The sequence below is a fragment of the Litoreibacter meonggei genome (assembly GCF_003663885.1).
Classification (GTDB): domain Bacteria; phylum Pseudomonadota; class Alphaproteobacteria; order Rhodobacterales; family Rhodobacteraceae; genus Litoreibacter; species Litoreibacter meonggei.
In genome coordinates, this window is record NZ_RCCE01000002.1 from 648,283 (window position 1) to 665,660 (window position 17,378).

Here is a 17,378-nt window from a genome sequence, read left to right on the forward strand (position 1 = left end):
CCTTCCGATTAAAGAGCGATGCGGGCGATGGCAAAAAGGCCAACCCCGGCGAGGGCGTAACAAAGGCAGATCGACAGGATAATCGCGACCTTGCGCGCCGTACCCTGCATGTAGTCCTCGATCGTTGCCTGCACGCCGTTTTTGAAATGCATCATACCCGCTGCGATAGTCAAAGCTGCCACAATGGCGGGGAATGGGCGGCTGTAATGGGCGATCACCTCTTCATAAGGTGCGCCCAGAATGCGACCAAACGTGAAGATGAACAGCGGCACCAAAATCGCCATTGCAACAGCGGATACCATCATCGACCAATGATGCTCGGTGCCGGATTTGGCGGAGCCTAAGCCTTCGGCGCGTTTACGGTCTGTCAAATAAGCCATGTCGCGCCCCTCACAAAATCACTGCGGTGATGATCGTCAGCACGAAGCTGCCAATCACGACGCCGTAAGCCAGCTTCTTTGCGGCCTCCAGCTCGAAGCCGCGGCCACTGTCCCAATACAGGTGACGCAAGCCGGCAAGGAAATGGTACCAAATCGCCCAGAGCGAGGCGAACATGATCAGATCACCAAACCAGCTGGTTACAAAGCCGTTGGCCGTGTTGAAGTAGTCTTCGCCGTAGCTGGCGGCGAGGAACCACCAGACAATCAGAACCGACGCGAGCATCAGTGAAATGCCGGTTAGCCGTGTCAGGATTGACGTCATCGACGTCCATTGTGGGCGGTAGATCGAGATATGGGGGGAAAGTGGTCTGTTTCCCCGATTGACGTCAGCCATGGCGCGTCCTTCGTTTGCTACGATGTTTGGTGTTATCTTTAGACTATTAGAAGACCGAGTCACGCCCCAACCGCGCCGAAATGCGCGGTGTTTTGTAGCAAAACTGTGGATTATTTGCCTTTGTGATCACGCAAATCGAGCGCGTGATCACAAATGGCGACTCGAAATACTCAATTCAGTGATGCCACCTGTTTTGTGATCTCACGCAACAGCTTCTGGCGAATGCGTGTCGGATAGTCTTCGAAAGTCAACGCTTCCATAGCAAAGCTTCCTGGCCCCACGATCAGGTTGTCGCGATAATACTCCACCAACTCGATTTCGGACGCCGCTATTGCCAAGCCATTGATCGTCACGCCTCTGTGCAGCGCGGCGGCCTTCATCCGCTCTGGTGGCACGCCTTCGTTGGAAACCCCATCCCCCGAGACGTCAATCACCCGACGCTTGCACTCGGGCACCGCGTCGAATTGCGTCAAAGCACTGCCGACCGCTTCTCCGATCGCTGTAGAAAAACTTCGCCATTCGCGCGGAGCATCGTGGACACGCGCGGCCAGCGCATCTGCGGTCTCGAAATCAGTCACATGCGTCCACGGCACCGACACCTTTTGGCGTGAGACACCCGTCCATTGCAGCAACATGACCTTGGCCTGTGCAACCACCAATGCCTCTGTCACTGCGCTGTCACCCAGCGCCGCGCCTAAGCCTTCCATCTGCAAGCGGTACTCGCTCGGATCAACCGACCCCGATACATCCACTGCCAGCACCAAGGCCAGTTCACACGCCCGCGCCGAGGCGCAGCCGATCCATGTTGCCGCCATGAAGGAACATATCTGCATGCGCACACGATGCCCCATATCAGGCGCGCATTACATCACGTTTTCCCGTTCAGGTGAGCCGGTTCTAGACCGGCATCAACGCCCAGTAGTCCAGATCAAGCAGAACGCCGGGCAGATATTTACCATCGTCACCTTTCAACGAGAACGGCTCGGCCTCCGCCTTTTGCGCCACCAGACGCAACCGGATTGCACCAATACCAGGCGCGTCGGTCTCGGCCACGTCCAGCACTTCCGACCATGCCTTAATCGTATCCCCAGCTCCGCAAGGGTTCGCATGAGCACCGGAATTCAGCCCGACGATGATCTGCGCATTGGCCAACCCGTTAAACGACAGCGCACGCGCCAGCGAGATGACATGCCCGCCATAGATCAACCGCCCGCCATCTCGCGCCGTCGCGTCGAAATGCACCTTGGCGGTGTTCTGCCACATGCGGGTGGCCAGCATATGCTCGGCCTCCTCGATCGTGACGCCGTCCACATGGTCGATTTTCTCGCCCACATTGTAGTCACTCAGGCGATGCGGCTCCCCCGCTTGCGCGAAGTTGTAGCCCTCGAAGCTAAGCCCCTCCGGCACCACCAAGTCACTGGCCGCAACGGACCCCGCCAAATCCGGCACCACCGTCTCAGGTGCGGGCGCGTCGACATTGCCCTTACGCACCATCACCCAGCGTACATAGCTCAGAACGTCTTCGCCCAAATGGTTGCTTCCCGTGGTCCGCACCCACACAACGCCAGTCTTGCCGTTCGAATTCTGCTTTACCCCGATCACTTCAGACCGCGAGCTGATCGTGTCGCCCATATGCACAGGCTTCAAAAACCGCCCTTCCGCATAACCCAGATTGGCCACCGCGTTCAGCGAAATATCAGGAACCGTTTTGCCGAACACCGTGTGAAACGCGATCAGATCGTCCAGAGGCGCTTCGTGCAAACCGCAATCGCGGGCAAACTCGTCCGACGAATAAAACGCATGCCGCGCCGGATAAAGCGCGTGATACATCGCCCGCTCGCCCCCCGACAGGGTGCGCGGCACCGCGTGTTCGATCACTTCGCCAACGGAATAATCCTCGAAAAACCGCCCCGCGTTGGTCTTGCTCATTATTGCGCCCCTAGTTTCATGTCGGGGCTGTAGCTGCCCTCTATCTCTTTGGTCACGGCCTGCCCGCAGCGCATCACGCCGTTGGAGGCGTCAAACGCGTAGGTCGGGTCGCCATACAGTTCCCAGCCTTTCGACAGCGCGTCCGACACTTTGTGGCAAAACGCCGAAGTGTCGTCTTCGGTCAGCAAACGATAAATCTTCATCACACGCCCCCAAACGGGTTCACGCCCAGCCACGCATGGAGTCCTGCCGTGATACTGAAGGTCACCAAGGTGATGACTACCAACACGATTTCCTTTTTCATCGGAGCTTGCGCCGGCGGCGTCCAAGGTCCCTCAGCGCGGTTGATCATGATCATCGAGATCACCGCCCATGCCAACAGGCCCCCAAACAGAATGATCGACGCCAGGTCACCATTCGCGAGTAGGTGCGCGAAGGCCCAAACCTTAACTGCGCCCAACATCGGGTGCCGGATTTTCGTCCCAAGCCAGACTTTGGCGGGCTTGGCCGCGGACGCGCCAAACAGGTAGAACGCCAGCAACATCAGAAGGTTATTGATATGCCCAAAGAAGCTTGGTGGCGACCAGACGGGGATGAAGTCTGCTCGACCATAGCCGACCACCATCAACACAATCGACAAGACCAGCAGGACGGCTATGGCACCCTTGGATCCCTCGCCCATTTTGTCGGTCATCGCTTGACGCAGATCAGGGGCAAGCCGTTTGATCCAGTGGACAAAGGCCCACATCAGAACCCCGAGTATAAGTAACGTCATGCGCCCTCCAGCAGTTTGATTGCGTCCGCCTTCGCCAAAAGCCGCGTCGCTGTCTCAACATGCAGGTTTTCCACGATTTTACCATCGACAACCGCAACGCCCTGACCGTCGGCCATCGCCTGCTCGAACGCGGCGATCTGGCGGCGCGCGAGGTCAAGCTCGTCCGCAGATGGTCCGAACACCGCGTTCGTGACGGCAACCTGCGCCGGATGAATCAAGGTCTTGCCATCGAAACCCATGTCGCGCCCCTCGACGCATTCCGCGCGCAGCCCGTCTTCATCCTTGAACGCGTTGTAAACCCCGTCCACGCAAACCAGCCCTTCCGCACGCGAGGCCAGCAGGCACATCTGCAAGCTGGTCGTCATGGCGGCCCGCCCACGAGAGCCGAGATCCTTGGCAAGATCGTTGGTCCCCATCACGAAGCCCTCCATCTTCGGAGCAGCGGCGATTGCGGCGGCATTCAGAATGCCCCGCGGCGTTTCCATCATCGCCCAGATCGTCGTGTCGCCTTTCAGCAGCCCCGACAAGGCGGCAATCATTACCGGGTCTTCTACCTTTGGCAGCAAGATCGCGTCGGGAGCCACGTCGATGAACGTCGCCAAATCGTCTGCGCCCCACTCGGTATCCCCCCCATTCACCCGCACAATGCGTTTGCGAGGGCCGTAATCCGTTGTCCGCAAGGTCTCGGCCAGCAAATCGCGTGCGGCGACCTTCTCATCCGGCGACACGGCATCTTCGAGGTCGAAGATGATCGCATCCACAGGAAGGCTCTGCGCTTTCTCCAGCGCGCGGGTCTTGGACCCGGGGATATAGAGCACCGAACGGTAAGGCTGCGCGACGTTTTGCATCGAATCCATCTCCTGTTTTGTTATTTTATTACTCACCATACAGCCGGACAGGCTGCAACACCTGATTTGCCGCAGTGCGGCAATAAAGCAGTGCGCCCTAGGTTAGCCCGTCAAACACCAGCTTGGCACCGGCCCCCAGCAGCAACGCATAGGTGAGGAGGAAGAAGTACCTCTCCGGCATCGCCCGATGGGCGTAAACTCCAAGGGCCACACCAATCAGCACAAACGGTAGCATATACAAGTCCGCCCGCAGCGTATCCCAGCTGAAGACACCCAAAAAGGCGTAAGGCACGGCTTTCATCGCGTTGATCACCCAAAAGGTGATTACGGTGGTCGCTTGGTAGGTCGTCTTCCCCATGCCCTGCGCAAGCAGGAAAATCGCGGTAGGCGGTCCACCCGCATGACTAACAAAGCTGGTAAATCCTGAAACGACGCCTGCAATCAGCCCGTTTCGCTGGTTGAACCCCGTTTGCTCAACCGACAGCCAGCCCCGGGCGCGTGAAATCTGAAAGGCCACAAACCCCAAGGAAATCGCCCCGATCAGGACGCGCAACACATCCGGATTGGTCGCCTTGTATAACGCTGCACCCAATAAAACCCCGGGGACTCCACCAATGATCAACGCCTTAGCGCTTGGCCAATGCCACTTGCCCCAGAACGGTCGCAAAGTCGCAACATCGGCGATCATCAGCAGCGGTAACATGATGCCCAAGGCCGTCGCCGGCGGCAGGAACAACGCTAGAATCGCCGTTGCCACAAACGCCGCCCCGCCGCCAAAGCCGCCTTTCGCCACCCCCGAGATAAAGGCTGCCGGAAGTGCGAGCGCGAAAAAGGTGGGGTCAAAGTCCATATTACGCAGCTAGAGCAAAAAATCCCGTCAGTTCAACACCTAACCGCGTGAACGCTGCACCGATCCCGTTCACAATCGACATTTCTGCACTGCGGCACACTTGCGCGACTCCCCCGCAAGCGCTACCCATCGCCCCCAACATCAACCGCACCAAGGACCAGTCACATGGCCAGACCCAAAATAGCCCTGATCGGCGCCGGACAAATCGGCGGCACGCTTGCTCACCTCGTAGCGCTGAAAGAGCTGGGCGACGTCGTCCTGTTCGACATCGCGGACGGCACGCCGCAGGGCAAGGCGCTCGACATCGCAGAAGCTGGCCCCGCTGGCCCGTTTGACGCGACCCTAAAAGGCACCACGGATTACGCCGATATCGCTGGCGCAGACGTCTGCATCGTCACCGCCGGTGTGCCCCGCAAGCCGGGCATGAGCCGTGATGACCTGCTGGGCATCAACCTCAAGGTGATGAAATCCGTCGGCGAAGGCATCGCTGCCAACGCGCCGAATGCGTTCGTGATCTGCATCACCAACCCGCTGGACGCGATGGTCTGGGCTCTGCGCGAGTTCTCCGGCCTGCCGCATGAAAAAGTCTGCGGCATGGCTGGCGTGCTGGATTCCGCACGCTTCCGCCACTTCCTCGCGACAGAATTCGAAGTCTCCATGAAGGACGTCACTGCCTTCGTTCTGGGAGGTCACGGCGACACCATGGTGCCGCTGACACGTTACTCCACCGTCGCAGGCATTCCGCTGCCGGATCTGGTAGCGATGGGCTGGACCACGCAAGAGAAACTGGACGCAATCGTTCAGCGCACCCGCGATGGCGGTGCAGAGATTGTTGGCCTTCTGGGCAACGGCTCCGCGTTCTACGCCCCCGCGACCTCCGCCATTGAGATGGCCGAAAGCTACCTGAAAGACCAAAAACGCGTGCTGCCCTGTGCAGCCTATGTTGAGGGCGCATACGGTCTCGACGGCTTCTACGTGGGCGTGCCCACCGTGATCGGCAAAGACGGCATCGAGCGTGTGGTCAACATCAAGCTGGCCAAAGACGAGCAAGCGATGTTCGACAAATCCGTCGACGCCGTGAAGGGCCTCGTCAAAGCCTGTAAGGAAATCGACGGCTCGCTGGCGTAAGCCACTCGTTCCGATTGAATAGAAGGCCCGCCCTTAATTGGGCGGGCTTTTTACTTTTCTGGGTATGCTCCACGACTTAGCATCCCAAAAGGCACCTCAAACCATCTGGTCATCTGGAATGACTTTCTTAGCTCGCTCCGTCAGGGCGAGTTAAGATGTAGCTGGCAGCACACAGCAGGCATATTGCCTGAATAACCAGAACCTTAAAGGCCACTCCCAATACCAAGCTTGAACCAAGGGTGAGGACCATCATTCCAACGGCTATTGCTTTGTATTTCGGTGCAATCGCCCCCTTGGCTCTCCACTCTGCGATAATCGGCCCGAAGGTGCCGTGGTTTTCAAGCCTCTCAGCCAATCGCGGCGATCCCTTAGCGAAGGCAAACGCTGCTAGAATAATAAACGGAGTCGTAGGAAGCACAGGAAGCAAGACGCCAATTGCGCCCAGAGCCAGTGCCAACAGGCCCAGTACGGTCCAAAGGGATTTAGCCAAAACGATACTCACAACTGTTGAGGTCTCTCACGTCCAATATGCCGCGCTCTAACGCAGTCAGTTCTTTTTGCCAGCATAGCGATTTAGATCGGTAACATACAAACCGATCAAATCACGAAATGTCTGCTTTGAGCCCAGAGTTACTGATGCTGCGTCGTGTATGAATGTCAGCTTTGGCCGAAGTGGCGCGACAACTTTTCTGACAGTATCGCGCCACCAAACTCCCGTGCCTAGTTCTCAACGACGGCTTTTAGCTCCGCATTGAACGTTTGATACATGGGCAGCAACTGGGTCACGAAGTTCGCAGCATAGGGGTTGTCGACAACTTCGTCTGATTGGACGAAAAGAGTCTGATCACCACAGGCTTCAACGCGATAAACATGGTTGTCGTGACCGCCGCCGTTGTCTTCGGGGAAAGGATCGGACCAACCGAAAGAGCGGCCCTCTTCATAGATAAGCGTATGAGGGATCTCCATCAAATTGGGCTCACCGTTCTCATCGGTGCCAAAGATAAAGGTGATGGTCACGCTGCCGCCATCTTGGATGTCGCCTATCATGCCCTGCAATGTGCCGGTGCTCCAACTTGCCATGTTGTCGAAGTCGGTCAGGGTTGCCCACACGTCGATCGCGTTGGCGTTGATAAGCACCGATGTATCAACAGTTGCATGGGTCGGGCTGAGTTGGGCGATGCTGCCGCTCATCAAACGCGCATCGCAGGATGTATCTGCCGCCAAAGGTGTACTGAACGCGATTGCAAGCAACGGGGCGGCAAGTGCGGTTGAAGTGAACGGGAAAGAACGGTTCATAGTGACTCCAATAGAGTTGGTGTTTCGATGTATTGAAAGGTTGGATGAAGGCGCGGCTACTTGCTGGGATCGCCGGATGCCCAGGCCACACCATCACCGCGGTCCATGGTCGCCATCTGCGCCATGTCTGCGTCGTCGATCGTGAAAGAGAACAGATCCAAGTTCTGAGCCAACCGTTCCGGGTTCAGGCTTTTGGGCAGAACGGCATAGCCATTCTGTACGCCCCATCGCAGCAAGAGCTGGGCCTCAGAGACGCCGTACTTCTGAGCCATGCCTTTGAAGGCCGCGCCGTCCGCCTTCATGTCATCAGTCTTGGCGCTGTCCTGACCGGGCTCTGTGCGCCACGTGGAGAGTGGGACAAGGCTGCTGTAGGCAATCGGTGCGATGTTGTGCGCGGCCATATGGGCAAGCAGGCCGGGTTTCTGGGACCAAGGATGCAATTCGATCTGGTTGGCGTCGGGCATCGGCAGGCCAGCGGCGCTGATCTCGTCAAGATGGCTTTCGTTGAAGTTGCTCACGCCGATGGAACGGGCCTTGCCACTGGCTTGCAAGTCCAGCAAGGCGCGCCATTGCTCCAGACGCATATCACCGCCGTAAGGCGCGTGGATCAGATAAAGGTCCACATACTCCAACCCCAGACGCGACAGGCTTGCGTCGCATTCCTCAAGGGTTTGTGCACCGGTTTTGGGCGCGTCGCCCCAAGCGGGGTTTCCGGGCCAAAGTTTGGCCGTTACGAACAGATCAGCACGGGGTAGCCCTTCGGCCTGCAACCCTTTCCTGATCCCGGCCCCAACCGTTTCCTCGTTGCCATAACCAGAAGCGGTGTCGATGTGCCTATAGCCTGCGGCGATTGCCGAACTGATTGCGGTTTCAGCATCGTCATTCGAGATAAGATAAGTGCCAAACCCGATTGCGGGGATTGAGGTGTCAGAGTTGAGGGCGAAGGTGGTTTGTGGTCCGGACATGCAGTGCTCCATTCATGCGTCTTGTTGATTGGAAGCTATGTGCGTGGCGGCGATCCGTCCTGCCAAATTCTCCGGTATGTCTGCCAATTCCTCCGAATGGTTGGGAAATTACGTGATCTTACGGAACACTCCTGATAGAGATCGGCAAAGGAGATGCCGATGACGTTTGAGAGAGTACAGCACCTGTCAGCAGAGCTTTCAGTCCGCGAAACAGCACGTTCGGGCAGAATCCTGCCTGCTGCGCATATATTTCAACGAGAGGATGTCACGGCGTTTGAGGCTGTTGTTTATAACCCTGTGATCTGTCTGATCCTACAGGGGCGAAAAGAAATGAACATCGGTGATCAATTGGTTTCTCTGGCTGAGGGGGATGCGCTGTTGGTCAGCCACGACTTGCCCGTGACGTCCAAAATAACGCAAGCCAGTTCCGATGCCCCGTACCGCGCACTTATCCTGTCATTGGATTTAGGTATTTTGCGCAGCCTTTATGAACAGGTCGGCGAAACGGTGTCGGACACGCAGGGCGCGAAATCCCTCTCGGCGAGTGTCGCTGATCCCGCATGGGTCGGTCCAATCGTGCGCTATCTGGAATTGATGGATGCCCCCCTTGATATACAGGTCCTCGGTCCGATGATCCTGAAAGAAATCCACTACCGTCTCTTGTTGTCGCCGATTGGCGGTATGTTGCGGAACCTGTTGTCGGTCGACAGCCATGCCAGCCGTATCGCCAAATCCATCCAACAGATCAGGACCAGTTTTCGAGAGCCGTTGGCGGTGGGCGAACTGGCCGAAGTGGCCGGGATGAGCCCGTCGTCGTTTCATGAGCACTTCAAGTCTGTGACTGGCACGACACCACTGCAGTATCAAAAAGATCTCCGAATGATCGAGGCGCGCGCGCTTTTGGAGCGCGGTGTCCCTTCTGTATCCGTTGCAGGATTTGAAGTCGGTTATGAGAGCTCCACGCATTTCAGCCGCGACTACTCCCGCAAATTTGGTTGCTCGCCCAAACACCACCTCGCGCGGGCATCATAGTTTGCTTCTGCGGTAAAAAAGCAAACATTTAGACAGAATAGGAAAACGGAAGCCTTGTCCCGCGGCATGTGAGTTCCTGCACCGTGCGGCGAAAGGTCTGTGTTGAGATCCAGCTCGCTTGACCCGCTTGAATGGCTGCATTGGTGAACTACACTGCACTGCCATAAGTTCATCGCCTCGGTTGCGAACAAATGCTGCGTCAGCAAAGGAATAGAAACGAATGTCGGGAAGGTCCCGCGTCATACCAGTTCGTGCGCGGTGCCGCGAAGGGCGGCTTGATACCATTGTTTATGCCGGTCGGTAGTCGCTTCAATATCCTTCAAATCGGTAGAATGTAAATTCTGGCACCGATATGACGCCTGCGGCGCGCATACCGTTTTTTAGTGCCGGGTCCGCGGCAAATGCCCTTGCGCGATCAAGCGTATCCCACTCGAAGATGACAGTTACTGAATTGGGGTCTGCCGGGTTCTGTAAGATTTCGAATGCTGTCTCCCCGACGCTTTGTCTGGTTGAAAGTGCTCCGTCAAAAACGGACTTCCATGCCGCAAAATCGGCGACTTGGTGCTGGACGATCATGACAGCATCTTGGGCAGCGGCGCTCTGACATATTCCTAATGTCAGAGCGGTCGAGAGTGTTAATGAGCGAAAAGTTGAATGTGACATCTGCAAAAATACCCAAACTAAATAGACGTTAGATCGTGACGATTGCGCTCAATAGGCGCTCAGGATGCGCCGCTTTTGAGCCAATCTGCGCAGGCCTCACCAAGTTCGGCGATGGCAGTTTTTTCATATCGCTCACTCAACGCTTGCGGCAGCTCATCATTCCAACGGCCATTTTTGCCTTTGTGGATGAAGGTCTTTGCGCCGCCTTCCCAGAATGCACCACCCAGCGGCACAGTTTGCGCAGCATTTTCTTTCATGTAGTCGAATGAGCAATGCTTAAGCACGCGGTCCATGATTGCTTGCTCAGCTGGTACATCGATAAACTCAGCAATGCGGCGAATTTGACCTTCCATGTCTGACTTGAGGTCCGCAAAATGCACGAGCATCACGTTTGGAAGATCGCGAATAGCCCACCAAGAACGGACGTTTTCCCAGAAAGGCCAGAACGGCGCGCCATCATTGTCGAGCCAATTCTCAAAGTACTCTTGCGTGGTGCCAACAGGCAGCTCGATAGGAGGGCCAACACGTCCAGGCGTGTTGTTCAGCGCGTCATACCACGCGTCATTGGCGTTGAGGTGGTGGTTGTGGAGAGACCAAGCAATGTCACGCCCATCGCGTGCGACGTAAACGTATTTTGCCTTATCTGAGAAAACGAGCGCATCGACCGGAAGATGCGTTTTTAGAAAGCGGCGATGAGTTTGGGCTTCAATCATGGGCAATTTCACCTCTTTGGGTGGAATGCGTAAGTCGACCCAATGCCCCATCTCCGAGACTGGCAGGTTTTCTTCACCGTCAAAGATAAGTTGGCTGATGATTTGCTGCATCCACGTCGTTCCAGTTTTTCCATATGTTCCGATGATAATGTCATCGTCGCGAAACTGAATGTCGTCCCAGATCGTGCTGTCAAAATGATGGCTGTGTATGTCGCGGGTTTTTGTTGGCAAACTAGGCATCGTAAATTCCTTTATCATTGAAATATCTTGCCCATAGGCTATCCCCCTCTGCCTTTTGCACAAATACACAATAGTAGCCTGCGGCTCTGCATTCGTGCACAGTGCGCCTCAGGACGGGAGGCCACTATGTTCAACTGGAATGATATTCGGGTGTTTCTGACGGTCGCTGAAGAGGGGTCGTCGCTCGCTGCTGCTAGTATCATCGGAATGAACCACACCACAGTTGCGCGCCGCATCGACGCATTAGAACATGCGCTAAATCTAGAACTATTTGAACGTACAAACCGTGGGTACAATTTGACGGCACAAGGATTGGTTCTTTTAGACGTCGCGAAAACAATGCGCGCTTCTGCGGCATCTGTCCTTACCACAGCCGAACAGTTGGCCCGCGATGATGATGGCGTGATCCGATTTGCAGGAAATGCTGAAGCAATGCAGCGATTTGGTGTCAAACTCACCTCAAAGTTCAAAGAGAAGAACCCTCAAATTTCTTTCGATCTGTTGATTGATGTTGCATGGGACAAAAACCAATCACCGCTGGAGTCCGGAAAGGCTGATTTGGTGCTGCGCCCAATTGACGAGATTTCCGGAGATACGCTGATAGCCAAAAAGTTGGCGCGGTTTCCTCTCGGTGTCTATTGCAGCAAGGCATATCACCAAAAATACGGTGCGCCACGATCACTCGACGAGGCGCAAGGTCGAAAGTTTGTGATTTATTCAGACGAGGTCGCACGCGTCATGAAAGCGGTGGACTGGCTTAACCATCAACTTGACGCTGCTGATATTCTGTATCAAGTCAACGCTGTCACCAGCATGGCTGCAGCCCTTCAATCTGGAGCGGGATTGGGATTATTGCCCTGTGTCACCGGCGATGCAACCCCGGACTTAGTGTCCTGCTTCCGCCATGAAGAGCTTCAACACACGCTCTGGCTGGTCGCATCAAAGGAAAGCTATACGCGCCCTGCTGTTCGCAAGTTCATGGCCTTTGCAGGAGAGCATTTTAAGTCAGGTAATCGGGCTGGCGCATAGCCGAAGTTGTTTCAGAGGTGAGTTGTTCAAACCCTCATTTGAAGTGAGGTCCATCCGAAAGCGGCCATTGAGATAAAAACGTTGAATGTCCGGAAAGTCCGCAAAGCAGCCACTCTCCGAATTTTCTCTATCTATCCAAGGCCGTCGAAAAACTCCGCCTTCTCCGCCCTTAACCACGCGTCAAATCCCGCCGCTGACAAATCCAGCGTCTCGTGCGGTAGCAGTGCCTTCAGCCCGCGGGTCACGTCAAACGGCACTTCCAACAGCAGGTCTTCCTCTCGAAGAGAGTCGACCATAACCCCCAGCACCTTGACCCGGTCATGCAAGGCATTCGCCGCCGCCATGTCGCCGCCGCCCGCCTCAATGGCATCGATCTGCGCCTGCATCTGCTCGGTAATCGGCTGGCCCACCTGCGTCTCGCGAAACTGCGCCTTGCGAAGGCGTTTATAAACCCAGTGCAGCCGCGTCATCCCGTCGAAATGCAAGATCACCGATGACCGAGACCGCTTCACCCCCGGAAAAGTCCAAGGCCGCTCGGTGTCATGGTGGGGCCGATGAATACCCAGCACGTAGTCGTATCCCGTGGGCGAGCACGCCTTGCCCTCGCTATGTCCCGTCAGCCCGAACCGCGTCAGCCCCTCGCCGTCCAACACCAGCCGCGAGAAATCTCCTTCCAGCCGCTTGGTGGACGCGCGGAAATTACCGCTGAACATGTCATCTTGCGCCTCCCCCTCCAGCCAGACCCGTTCCAGATTGGGAATGTTCAGGTAGTCGCCGGGCCGCATCGTTTGCAGCCGCGCCAGCTCTTTCTCCAATGGCTCGACCTGATGGATGAATTCGTCCGCATCCAGATGCACCAGATAGTCCACATCCGTGCGCCTATATGCCAAAGTCGCGTTCAAGGTCTGCCGCCGCTGGTGCGTTTTCGGCACCTTGATATCAAGCTCCGCACGCCAGTAGGCCTCATCTGCAACCGTGACATGCACCGCGTCCAGCGGCGCCAGCAACGCTCGCGTGCGCAGGTTGTCGCGGTCCAGATATATGTGCACCGCCGAGGCGCCAGCCCACAGATGATGCGCGGCATAAGCGGCCACAAGCTCCGGCGGCTCGTCCATGGTGCCCACAACGCCCCAAGTCGGCAGTTTCACAGGTTTGCCCCATTCTTGATTGATCTCATTTGAACAGGGAATGCCGGATTTCCGTGCAACGTCAATGTCGAACCCCGATAATGCAGCCAATTCGACATGGAAAAAGCGGCCCGCTTTCACGGGCCGCCTCTCTGATCTTAGCAAATACCTAAATCGTTAGGCTTAAGCCTTGCGACGCTTACGACGTGCCGCCCCTACTCCCAGTAGACCAAAGCCGGCAGCCAGCATCGGCATAGCGGCCGGAAGCGGTACTGCGGCCACGTATTCCACGGTCGCACCACCAAGGTAGAACTGGTCAGCTGACGTGCCGCCATACGCAAAGGTGATCGAGGTGAGCGAGCCACTGACGCCGTTGTAGGTCGCGAACGTCCGCTCTGACAGCACCGAACCGTTATACCCTATGTCAAAGGTGCTGGAACTGGTCGACAACGAGTTGTGATTTCCATCATAGAAGATGAAGTTGGTCATGGACGTTACATTCTGCCCAAAGGTCAGCGTTACGCTTTCCCCTGTCGTAATGTTGTCGTCGTTAGACGGATCACACTGGTTGCTGATACCACCGACAACACCAATCGTACCACAAACACCCAAGCCAGCGGGCTTGCCGTTAGACAAGTCATCCAGATACGCGTTGTGGGACGAGGTCAGTGTGACATCGAGTCCGCCAAAGGTGAAGGTTTGCCCTTCAACGCCACCACGGTCACCGGGCGTACCCGCTGCAAGTGCGACGAAATCCAAGCTGACCGTTGCGGCGGAGGCGCTTCCGCCTATCACCAATAAAGCAGCGGTCGCCGCTAATAGTCTTTTCATGAGTTTTCTCCAGACTGGTTACAAAAAACACCATTTATGAAATTGAGAATTGCATGCACAGATAGATGCCAGAATCATTTCCCCAAATGGCGGCTCTTAATAGTTAACATTATTTAAGGTTTTGGTCAAAATGACGCATCGTGGTCTGGATTTCTTCGCCGCGATTCCCTGCGAGCACCCCTTTGAATGCACATCCTCGCCATTTTGTGATCACGGCATTTAGGCGTGTGATCACAAATGTCGCTTTTATGGCCCTTAGGTCAATTTCAGCGTTTGCGCTGAGGTTATCCCATGTATCAAAGGCAAGAACCCCCTGACTCAAGGAGAGAGTTTTGAACATCCATGAATACCAAGCGAAGGCGCTCCTTCGCTCCTACGGTGCCCCCGTCTCGGACGGTCGCGTCGTCCTCGCCGCCGAAAACGCAAAATCCGCAGCAGGTGAATTGGACGGCCCGCTCTGGGTTGTCAAAGCTCAAATCCACGCAGGTGGCCGCGGCAAAGGCTCCTTCAAGGAAGCCGATGCAGGCGAAGCTGGCGGTGTGCGTCTGTGCAAATCCGTTGAAGAAGCCGCCAACGAGGCTAAAAAGATGTTGGGCCGCACATTGGTCACGCACCAGTCCGGCCCCGCGGGCAAGCAAGTGAACCGCATCTATATCGAAGACGGCTCCGGCATCGAAACCGAACTCTACCTCGCCCTGCTCGTCGACCGCCAAACCAGCCAAGTCAGCTTCGTCTGCTCGACCGAAGGCGGCATGGACATCGAAGAGGTCGCCGCCTCCACACCAGAGAAAATCCTGTCCTTCTCCGTCGATCCGGCCACCGGTTACCAAGCCTTCCACGGCCGCCGCATCGCGTTCGAGCTGGGCCTCAAGGGCGCACAGATCAAACAATGCGTCGCCTTGATGGGCACGCTCTACAAACTCTTCATTGAGAAAGACATGGAGATGCTGGAAATCAACCCGCTGATCGTGTCCGACAAGGGCGATCTGAAATGCCTCGACGCCAAGATGGGCTTTGACGGCAACGCCATGTACCGCCACGCCGACATCGCGGAGTTGCGCGACGAAACCGAAGAAGACCCCAAAGAGCTGGCAGCGTCGAAATACGACCTCAACTACATCGCGCTGGACGGCGAAATCGGCTGCATGGTCAACGGCGCGGGCCTTGCCATGGCGACGATGGACATCATCAAGCTCTACGGCGCGGAGCCTGCCAACTTCCTCGACGTGGGCGGCGGCGCGACCAAAGAGAAGGTTACCGAGGCGTTCAAGATCATCACATCTGATCCGAACGTCAAAGGCATCCTCGTCAATATCTTCGGCGGCATCATGCGCTGCGACGTCATCGCCGAAGGCGTTGTCGCCGCGGTGAAAGAAGTGGGCCTGCAGGTGCCGCTGGTTGTCCGCCTCGAAGGGACCAATGTTGAAGAGGGCAAAGCCATCATCAACGGCTCCGACGTCGACATCATCGCAGCCGACGATCTGAAAGACGGCGCCGAGAAGATCGTGAAAGCGGTTAAGGGTTAACTTGTAGGGCGGGGTTTACCCCGCCGTGCTTATCCATCGGCGGGGTGAACCCCGCCCTACACTCAAGATTTCAAGAGGAGCCCACATGGCCATTCTCATCGACGAAAACACCAAGGTAATCTGTCAGGGCTTCACCGGCTCGCAAGGCACCTTCCACTCCGAACAGGCCATCGCCTACGGCACCAAAATGGTCGGCGGCGTAACGCCCGGCAAGGGCGGCATGACCCATCTGGACCTGCCAGTGTTCGACAGCTGCCACGAGGCGGTCGAGCGCACCGGCGCGGATGCAACCGTGATCTACGTCCCGCCCCCCTTCGCAGCGGACAGCATCCTTGAGGCCATCGACGCCGAAATCCCCTTCATCTGCTGCATAACCGAGGGCATCCCGGTGCTCGACATGATGAAGGTGAAGCGCGCGCTGGAAGGCTCCAAGTCCCGCCTGATCGGCCCCAACTGCCCCGGTGTCATCACGCCGGATGCGTGCAAGATCGGCATCATGCCCGGCCACATCCACAAGCGCGGCTCCGTCGGCGTGGTCTCCCGCTCCGGCACGCTGACCTATGAGGCGGTGAAGCAAACCACCGATAGCGGTCTTGGCCAGTCCACAGCCGTCGGCATCGGCGGCGACCCGATCAAAGGGACCGAGCATATCGACGTGCTGGAAATGTTCCTCGCCGATCCAGAGACCCAATCGATCATCATGATCGGCGAAATCGGCGGCTCGGCGGAAGAAGAAGCCGCCCAGTTCTTGGCCGACGAGAAGAAAGCAGGCCGTTGGAAACCAACCGCGGGCTTCATCGCTGGTCGCACCGCCCCTCCCGGCCGCCGCATGGGCCACGCTGGCGCTATCGTCGCCGGTGGTAAAGGCGACGCGGAGTCGAAGATCGAAGCGATGAAAGCCGCAGGCATCGTGGTGGCCGAAAGCCCCGCAGGTCTGGGCGAGGCCGTTCTGGCAGCCATCGCAAAATGATCAAAGTGGTCGCCATAGCAGCGTGCGCAAGCACCGCTTTGGCGGCCACTTCCTATATGGCCAGCGCCCTGACGCTCACCGAGATGTCCGCCTCCATCGACGCGTGCCACCAGCCACACGCCAATGTGGACGACACTATCGGCGCTTTGGCGCAGCAAGGCTGGATTTTGGCCCCCGAAGGCGACCTCTCCCCCGAAATCATCGAGTTGCTGATCTGGCCCCAAGTGGCCTTCTACGCCACCGGCGACACAGGCGGCGAGCAGATCAAGGCCATCGCGGACCTGCAACGCAAAACCGTCGCAGGCTTCGCCAAGAAAAAAGACATCCCCCAAAGCAAAACCCGCATCCTGACCCGCCAGATTGGCGCGGATACCGAGGCCGCTTTGGTGTTCTGGCTGCAACCCGACCCCGCGCAGACCAACATCATCTGCCGCTTCGCGCTGTCGCCCCATTCGCTCATCGGCCACACCGCCAGCGATTTCGCCGCCCCGCAGGTTGTCGAGACCACGCCCACCCAACGCTTCGCCATCACGCCCATGAACGCCGGTAGTCTTGCGGCAAAGATCGGCGCCCCCGTCACAGTCTCCGGCACGCTAGAGACGCAAACCAGTTTCCCGTCGGGGGGCAACTGATGGGGCCGGTTGAAGCTATCGCTACTTGCTTGCGGAAATTTATAACGTTC

22 protein-coding genes are annotated in these 17,378 nt (G+C 57.0%); 6 read left to right on the forward strand and 16 right to left on the reverse strand.

Features of this window, described 5'->3' with window-relative positions; translation table 11 throughout:
• Positions 1–8: 8 nt before the first annotated feature.
• From sdhD to BCF46_RS08020, 8 genes are all read right to left on the reverse strand, one after another.
• The gene (gene sdhD / locus BCF46_RS07985) at positions 9–380 is read right to left on the reverse strand and encodes a succinate dehydrogenase, hydrophobic membrane anchor protein (RefSeq protein WP_121023174.1); all 372 of its coding nucleotides are present in this window, start codon (positions 378–380) and stop codon (positions 9–11) included.
• A gap of 10 nt (positions 381–390) precedes the next feature.
• A complete protein-coding gene (sdhC, locus tag BCF46_RS07990) occupies positions 391–774 on the reverse strand; it encodes a succinate dehydrogenase, cytochrome b556 subunit (protein WP_121023175.1) in 384 nt (127 codons plus the stop codon).
• Positions 775–944: 170 nt separating this feature from the next.
• Positions 945–1,589, reverse strand: coding sequence for a DUF1194 domain-containing protein (locus BCF46_RS07995; RefSeq protein ID WP_245989905.1), 645 nt, complete (start codon positions 1,587–1,589; stop codon positions 945–947).
• Positions 1,590–1,671: 82 nt separating this feature from the next.
• The gene (locus tag BCF46_RS08000) at positions 1,672–2,703 is read right to left on the reverse strand and encodes a MaoC family dehydratase (RefSeq protein ID WP_121023176.1); all 1,032 of its coding nucleotides are present in this window, start codon (positions 2,701–2,703) and stop codon (positions 1,672–1,674) included.
• On the reverse strand, positions 2,703–2,906 hold the full coding sequence (locus BCF46_RS08005) for a DUF1737 domain-containing protein (protein WP_121023177.1): 204 nt from the start codon (positions 2,904–2,906) through the stop codon (positions 2,703–2,705). The genes BCF46_RS08000 and BCF46_RS08005 overlap by 1 nt, the downstream gene beginning before the upstream one ends.
• Positions 2,906–3,478, reverse strand: a complete 573-nt coding sequence (locus tag BCF46_RS08010) for an NnrU family protein (protein ID WP_121023178.1) — start codon at positions 3,476–3,478, stop codon at positions 2,906–2,908. The genes BCF46_RS08005 and BCF46_RS08010 overlap by 1 nt, the downstream gene beginning before the upstream one ends.
• On the reverse strand, positions 3,475–4,326 hold the full coding sequence (locus tag BCF46_RS08015) for an HpcH/HpaI aldolase/citrate lyase family protein (RefSeq protein WP_211332791.1): 852 nt from the start codon (positions 4,324–4,326) through the stop codon (positions 3,475–3,477). The genes BCF46_RS08010 and BCF46_RS08015 overlap by 4 nt, the downstream gene beginning before the upstream one ends.
• Before the next feature lie 97 nt (positions 4,327–4,423).
• On the reverse strand, positions 4,424–5,176 hold the full coding sequence (locus tag BCF46_RS08020; protein WP_121023180.1) for a sulfite exporter TauE/SafE family protein: 753 nt from the start codon (positions 5,174–5,176) through the stop codon (positions 4,424–4,426).
• Positions 5,177–5,341: 165 nt separating this feature from the next.
• Between BCF46_RS08020 and mdh the strand changes: the two genes are divergently transcribed.
• Positions 5,342–6,304, forward strand: a complete 963-nt coding sequence (gene mdh, locus BCF46_RS08025; protein ID WP_121023181.1) for a malate dehydrogenase — start codon at positions 5,342–5,344, stop codon at positions 6,302–6,304.
• A gap of 127 nt (positions 6,305–6,431) precedes the next feature.
• Here mdh and BCF46_RS08030 read toward each other — a convergent pair whose 3' ends face one another.
• The 3 genes from BCF46_RS08030 to BCF46_RS08040 all read right to left on the reverse strand — a co-directional run bounded on the left by BCF46_RS08030 (position 6,432) and on the right by BCF46_RS08040 (position 8,565).
• Positions 6,432–6,806 carry a YbaN family protein gene (locus BCF46_RS08030; RefSeq protein WP_245989907.1) on the reverse strand — a complete coding sequence of 125 codons (375 nt, stop codon included), beginning with the start codon at positions 6,804–6,806 and terminating at the stop codon, positions 6,432–6,434.
• A 218-nt stretch (positions 6,807–7,024) separates the two neighbouring features.
• On the reverse strand, positions 7,025–7,600 hold the full coding sequence (locus BCF46_RS08035) for an SRPBCC family protein (protein WP_121023182.1): 576 nt from the start codon (positions 7,598–7,600) through the stop codon (positions 7,025–7,027).
• Between the two features lie 56 nt (positions 7,601–7,656).
• Positions 7,657–8,565 carry an aldo/keto reductase gene (locus tag BCF46_RS08040; protein WP_121023183.1) on the reverse strand — a complete coding sequence of 303 codons (909 nt, stop codon included), beginning with the start codon at positions 8,563–8,565 and terminating at the stop codon, positions 7,657–7,659.
• Between the two features lie 159 nt (positions 8,566–8,724).
• On the opposite strand from BCF46_RS08040, the gene BCF46_RS08045 reads away from it, so the two are divergent.
• Positions 8,725–9,597 (forward strand): AraC family transcriptional regulator, encoded by an 873-nt coding sequence (locus tag BCF46_RS08045; RefSeq protein ID WP_121023184.1) that lies wholly within the window; start codon positions 8,725–8,727, stop codon positions 9,595–9,597.
• Positions 9,598–9,906: 309 nt separating this feature from the next.
• Here the strand turns inward: BCF46_RS08045 and BCF46_RS08050 are convergent, their stop codons facing one another.
• Both BCF46_RS08050 and BCF46_RS08055 read right to left on the reverse strand, forming a co-directional pair.
• A complete protein-coding gene (locus BCF46_RS08050) occupies positions 9,907–10,173 on the reverse strand; it encodes a hypothetical protein (protein ID WP_121023185.1) in 267 nt (88 codons plus the stop codon).
• A gap of 146 nt (positions 10,174–10,319) precedes the next feature.
• Positions 10,320–11,213 carry a sulfotransferase domain-containing protein gene (locus BCF46_RS08055; RefSeq protein ID WP_121023186.1) on the reverse strand — a complete coding sequence of 298 codons (894 nt, stop codon included), beginning with the start codon at positions 11,211–11,213 and terminating at the stop codon, positions 10,320–10,322.
• A gap of 126 nt (positions 11,214–11,339) precedes the next feature.
• Between BCF46_RS08055 and BCF46_RS08060 the strand changes: the two genes are divergently transcribed.
• Positions 11,340–12,242 (forward strand): LysR family transcriptional regulator, encoded by a 903-nt coding sequence (locus BCF46_RS08060; protein WP_121023187.1) that lies wholly within the window; start codon positions 11,340–11,342, stop codon positions 12,240–12,242.
• 131 nt (positions 12,243–12,373) lie between these two features.
• Here BCF46_RS08060 and BCF46_RS08065 read toward each other — a convergent pair whose 3' ends face one another.
• The 3 genes from BCF46_RS08065 to BCF46_RS19770 all read right to left on the reverse strand — a co-directional run bounded on the left by BCF46_RS08065 (position 12,374) and on the right by BCF46_RS19770 (position 14,540).
• Positions 12,374–13,510 (reverse strand): glycosyltransferase family 2 protein, encoded by a 1,137-nt coding sequence (locus BCF46_RS08065; RefSeq protein WP_121023188.1) that lies wholly within the window; start codon positions 13,508–13,510, stop codon positions 12,374–12,376.
• Between the two features lie 42 nt (positions 13,511–13,552).
• Positions 13,553–14,200 (reverse strand): VPLPA-CTERM sorting domain-containing protein, encoded by a 648-nt coding sequence (locus BCF46_RS08070; RefSeq protein WP_121023189.1) that lies wholly within the window; start codon positions 14,198–14,200, stop codon positions 13,553–13,555.
• Between the two features lie 109 nt (positions 14,201–14,309).
• Positions 14,310–14,540 (reverse strand): hypothetical protein, encoded by a 231-nt coding sequence (locus BCF46_RS19770; RefSeq protein ID WP_121023190.1) that lies wholly within the window; start codon positions 14,538–14,540, stop codon positions 14,310–14,312.
• On the opposite strand from BCF46_RS19770, the gene sucC reads away from it, so the two are divergent.
• The 3 genes from sucC to BCF46_RS08090 all read left to right on the forward strand — a co-directional run bounded on the left by sucC (position 14,533) and on the right by BCF46_RS08090 (position 17,328).
• Positions 14,533–15,726 (forward strand): ADP-forming succinate--CoA ligase subunit beta, encoded by a 1,194-nt coding sequence (sucC, locus tag BCF46_RS08080; protein ID WP_121023191.1) that lies wholly within the window; start codon positions 14,533–14,535, stop codon positions 15,724–15,726. The genes BCF46_RS19770 and sucC overlap by 8 nt on opposite strands.
• Before the next feature lie 85 nt (positions 15,727–15,811).
• Positions 15,812–16,696, forward strand: a complete 885-nt coding sequence (gene sucD, locus BCF46_RS08085; RefSeq protein ID WP_073143094.1) for a succinate--CoA ligase subunit alpha — start codon at positions 15,812–15,814, stop codon at positions 16,694–16,696.
• Positions 16,693–17,328: a hypothetical protein gene (locus BCF46_RS08090; RefSeq protein WP_121023192.1), complete on the forward strand. Its 636-nt coding sequence runs from the start codon at positions 16,693–16,695 to the stop codon at positions 17,326–17,328. The genes sucD and BCF46_RS08090 overlap by 4 nt, the downstream gene beginning before the upstream one ends.
• Positions 17,329–17,378 lie beyond the last annotated feature (50 nt).

Excerpts from the sequence above, each read along its gene's own strand:
- sdhD (WP_121023174.1), bottom strand. The coding sequence starts at position 380 with ATGGCTTATTTGACAGACCGTAAACGCGCCGAAGGCTTAGGCTCCGCC.
- sdhC (WP_121023175.1), bottom strand. The coding sequence starts at position 774 with ATGGCTGACGTCAATCGGGGAAACAGACCACTTTCCCCCCATATCTCG.
- BCF46_RS07995 (WP_245989905.1), bottom strand. The coding sequence starts at position 1,589 with ATGGCGGCAACATGGATCGGCTGCGCCTCGGCGCGGGCGTGTGAACTG.
- BCF46_RS08000 (WP_121023176.1), bottom strand. The coding sequence starts at position 2,703 with ATGAGCAAGACCAACGCGGGGCGGTTTTTCGAGGATTATTCCGTTGGC.
- BCF46_RS08005 (WP_121023177.1), bottom strand. The coding sequence starts at position 2,906 with ATGAAGATTTATCGTTTGCTGACCGAAGACGACACTTCGGCGTTTTGC.
- BCF46_RS08010 (WP_121023178.1), bottom strand. The coding sequence starts at position 3,478 with ATGACGTTACTTATACTCGGGGTTCTGATGTGGGCCTTTGTCCACTGG.
- BCF46_RS08015 (WP_211332791.1), bottom strand. The coding sequence starts at position 4,326 with ATGCAAAACGTCGCGCAGCCTTACCGTTCGGTGCTCTATATCCCCGGG.
- BCF46_RS08020 (WP_121023180.1), bottom strand. The coding sequence starts at position 5,176 with ATGGACTTTGACCCCACCTTTTTCGCGCTCGCACTTCCGGCAGCCTTT.
- mdh (WP_121023181.1), top strand. The coding sequence starts at position 5,342 with ATGGCCAGACCCAAAATAGCCCTGATCGGCGCCGGACAAATCGGCGGC.
- BCF46_RS08035 (WP_121023182.1), bottom strand. The coding sequence starts at position 7,600 with ATGAACCGTTCTTTCCCGTTCACTTCAACCGCACTTGCCGCCCCGTTG.
- BCF46_RS08040 (WP_121023183.1), bottom strand. The coding sequence starts at position 8,565 with ATGTCCGGACCACAAACCACCTTCGCCCTCAACTCTGACACCTCAATC.
- BCF46_RS08045 (WP_121023184.1), top strand. The coding sequence starts at position 8,725 with ATGACGTTTGAGAGAGTACAGCACCTGTCAGCAGAGCTTTCAGTCCGC.
- BCF46_RS08050 (WP_121023185.1), bottom strand. The coding sequence starts at position 10,173 with ATGATCGTCCAGCACCAAGTCGCCGATTTTGCGGCATGGAAGTCCGTT.
- BCF46_RS08055 (WP_121023186.1), bottom strand. The coding sequence starts at position 11,213 with ATGCCTAGTTTGCCAACAAAAACCCGCGACATACACAGCCATCATTTT.
- BCF46_RS08060 (WP_121023187.1), top strand. The coding sequence starts at position 11,340 with ATGTTCAACTGGAATGATATTCGGGTGTTTCTGACGGTCGCTGAAGAG.
- BCF46_RS08070 (WP_121023189.1), bottom strand. The coding sequence starts at position 14,200 with ATGAAAAGACTATTAGCGGCGACCGCTGCTTTATTGGTGATAGGCGGA.
- BCF46_RS19770 (WP_121023190.1), bottom strand. The coding sequence starts at position 14,540 with ATGTTCAAAACTCTCTCCTTGAGTCAGGGGGTTCTTGCCTTTGATACA.
- sucD (WP_073143094.1), top strand. The coding sequence starts at position 15,812 with ATGGCCATTCTCATCGACGAAAACACCAAGGTAATCTGTCAGGGCTTC.
- BCF46_RS08090 (WP_121023192.1), top strand. The coding sequence starts at position 16,693 with ATGATCAAAGTGGTCGCCATAGCAGCGTGCGCAAGCACCGCTTTGGCG.